3 protein-coding genes are annotated in these 2,645 nt (G+C 66.9%); 2 read left to right on the top strand and 1 reads right to left on the bottom strand.

Annotation, left to right across the window (positions count from 1 at the left end):
- On the top strand, nucleotides 1-469 hold a 469-nt coding region (locus tag ACIA5H_RS37710), incomplete at its 5' end, for a phage tail tip lysozyme (protein WP_397081143.1).
- Between the two features lie 684 nt (nucleotides 470-1,153).
- The gene (locus ACIA5H_RS37705; RefSeq protein WP_397081141.1) at nucleotides 1,154-2,095 is read left to right on the top strand and encodes a transglycosylase SLT domain-containing protein; all 942 of its coding nucleotides are present in this window, start codon (nucleotides 1,154-1,156) and stop codon (nucleotides 2,093-2,095) included.
- Nucleotides 2,096-2,263: 168 nt separating this feature from the next.
- Here ACIA5H_RS37705 and ACIA5H_RS37700 read toward each other — a convergent pair.
- The coding region (locus tag ACIA5H_RS37700; protein ID WP_397081139.1) for a C40 family peptidase at nucleotides 2,264-2,645 on the bottom strand (382 nt) is incomplete at its 5' end.

Genomic DNA, 2,645 nt, shown 5'->3' with positions numbered 1-2,645 from the left:
GTCCACCGGAACCAGTGGCAACGCCGACAACATTCCGGGAGGCTCGAAGGCCAATCCGGCGGATGTCTATCGCTATCTCATTTCGAAATATGGGCTCACGCCAGCGCAAGCAGCAGGAATCGTGGGTAACCTGCAGGTCGAGTCCGGTTTCAACACCAGCGCGTACAACTCGGGCGAAGGCGCCATCGGTCTGTGTCAGTGGCGGGGCGGGCGGCGGCAGGCCCTGGAGCGGTTCGCGGCAGCCCAAGGGAAGCCGGTCACCGACTGGAAGGTCCAGATCGATTTCATGATGGCCGAATTGCGCAGCAATGAATCGGCCGCGTACGGATATCTCCGAGCCGCGCAGACGCCTGCCTACGCGGCCGCGGTCTTCGATCAGTATTACGAAAGAAGCTCCGGTGAGGCGAGAGGACAGCGCATCGCCTATGCCAACAGCATCGCCTCGGCGATGCGTAACGTCGCCGTTTGACGCCGCGCAGGCTCTCGCGCGGTGCATTTTTCGACCGAGGCGCCTCGCGATTGTCGCGCGACCATGTGCCAGAATGCGGGCGCCCCGTATTCCCGCAAGCGGGAACAGGCCGGTCGTGGCTCCGGAAATAGCTGGGTTAAGCTGCGAATACGCTTCGGGCGAGTGCCGGGGAAGAGGCACTCCGAGTCGGGTGAACCGACAGCGGGCAAGGCGGCACGAGTTCACCGCATCGGCGCGGATGGCGAACATCGCTGCCACGTCGGCTGAGAACTTCTCCGGCTCCAGCGCGCACTGATCGTGTCCGGCGATCGGCAGTGCGCGTGCCGGGGCATCCGGCGGAAGGTGAATCATGGCTGCCTCTGTGGTCACCGTGCGTTGTGTCCGCGCGCATCGGGGTAACTGATGGCTCCGACGGATCGCACTCCGCCCGAGACGGATTCCGATGATCCCGGAGATCCTCGCGACGGGCGTGCGAGCGCAACCACCGCCGCGCCGCGCCGCGCCGCCAAATCCGCGACGCGCGGCGCCTCCGCCCCGATCCCGCGTCCGCAGGTAGGTGCGCCTGCCCCAGCAGCGCCGACCAGCGCGACGGCTCAGGGGCGAGCCCAAAGCGCACCGTCGGTATCCGAGACGAACACCGCGGCTTCGGGTTCCACCTCCCTCCCGCGCTCGGACGCGCTCGGCATGTCGGGCTCGTCCGCGCCCATGGCGGCCGCGGCGATGGGCGCCTTGGCTGCCATCGCCGCCCAGTACGGTGACGGACCGCCGACCGCTGTGTCGGGACAGCCTTACGCGCCGCCCGATCTCGGCGCGGCGCGGCCGAGCGGACCCGTCGTGTGGGACGGTGCGCTCGGTTCCCAGTACGCCGACAGCAATCAGAATCGAGCCCGCCACGGCGATGCGACACAGTCGATGAACGCCGAGTTGGAACGCATCCTCGGCGGCGCGGTCGACAGCACTACACAGGGCCGCGCCGCGATCGGCGCGATCATCGCCGAGGTGAACACCGCCCTGACCGCGCTCGGAAACGTCCAGGACGCCAGCGTGAGCAGGCAGTTGGTGATCTCCACCTTGGACAACGCCTTGCAACGCGCGGGTACCGTACTGGGCCAGGGGCAGGCCGCGACAGTGCTCACCGCCGATCGGGTGGCGGCCCTGGCCGACCGCTACCTGCGCGAGTCGCGTCCCGTCCAGTCGCGGCGGCCCCGCCGCACGTCGCACTCCGGCACGCACGGGCCCAGTGGCGGTCCGCCACGCACGCGGCCGTCCGGGCAACAGGGGCAATGGATCAACGAAGCCTTGCAGGTGTTGCGTCAGCACGGCTACGACACGCGTCAGATCGATCCTTCCGACATCGCGGCGATCATCCAGCACGAGTCCGGTGGCAACCCGAACGCCATCAACCTTTGGGACAGCAACGCCGCGGCCGGGATTCCGTCGAAAGGTCTGATGCAGACCATCGATCCGACGTTCAACGCATATTCCGTTCCAGGACACCGTGATATCTGGAATCCCGTGGACAACATCGTCGCGGGCGTTCGCTATGCCATCGAGCGTTACGGGTCGGTCAGCAATGTGCCGGGAATCGTGCAGATGCGCGGTGGCGGCTCGTACGTCGGGTATTGACGCCGTCACGACCGGGCGCTTGCCGCGACCGATGGCCCGGTCGCCGCGCCAGAAGTTCACTCCGCACCGGAAATGCGTAGCGAGTTCCGCGCGTACGACGCGAACCAGTGTGAGCTGTTGCTCGATGTCGCCGGCACCGGTGGAAGTCGAGCGGAAACGGCTGGAAAGTCATGCCCAGCGTGCGGCCGCGTAGCTGCTGGGTAGTTTGCGGTACTGGACGTGGCCACCGGTGTGCGGCGCTTCGACGCACATGCCGTTGCCGATGTACATGATGACGTGACCGGGATTATTCGCACCCTTGAACGATTCGGACGGGAAGATGAGATCGCCGGGCTTGATGTCCCGGGGGTTCACCTTGGGCAGTGTCCGGTACTGATCCGCCGCGACTCGAGGAATTCGAACGCCGGCGGCGGCCGCCGCGTACTGCATCAGACCCGAGCAGTCGAAGGCGTTCGGCCCTTCCGCACCGTAGATGTACGGGTCGCCGAGCTGGGCGAGTGCGACCTGGATAGCCTTCGCGGCTGCTCCGGTCGCGCCGTTGCCACTGGTT

Origin of the sequence: Nocardia sp. NPDC051900 (assembly GCF_044452545.1) — a bacterium.
Classification (GTDB): Bacteria; Actinomycetota; Actinomycetes; order Mycobacteriales; family Mycobacteriaceae; genus Nocardia; species Nocardia sichangensis.
This window is presented reverse-complemented; position numbering and strand designations above follow the sequence as displayed.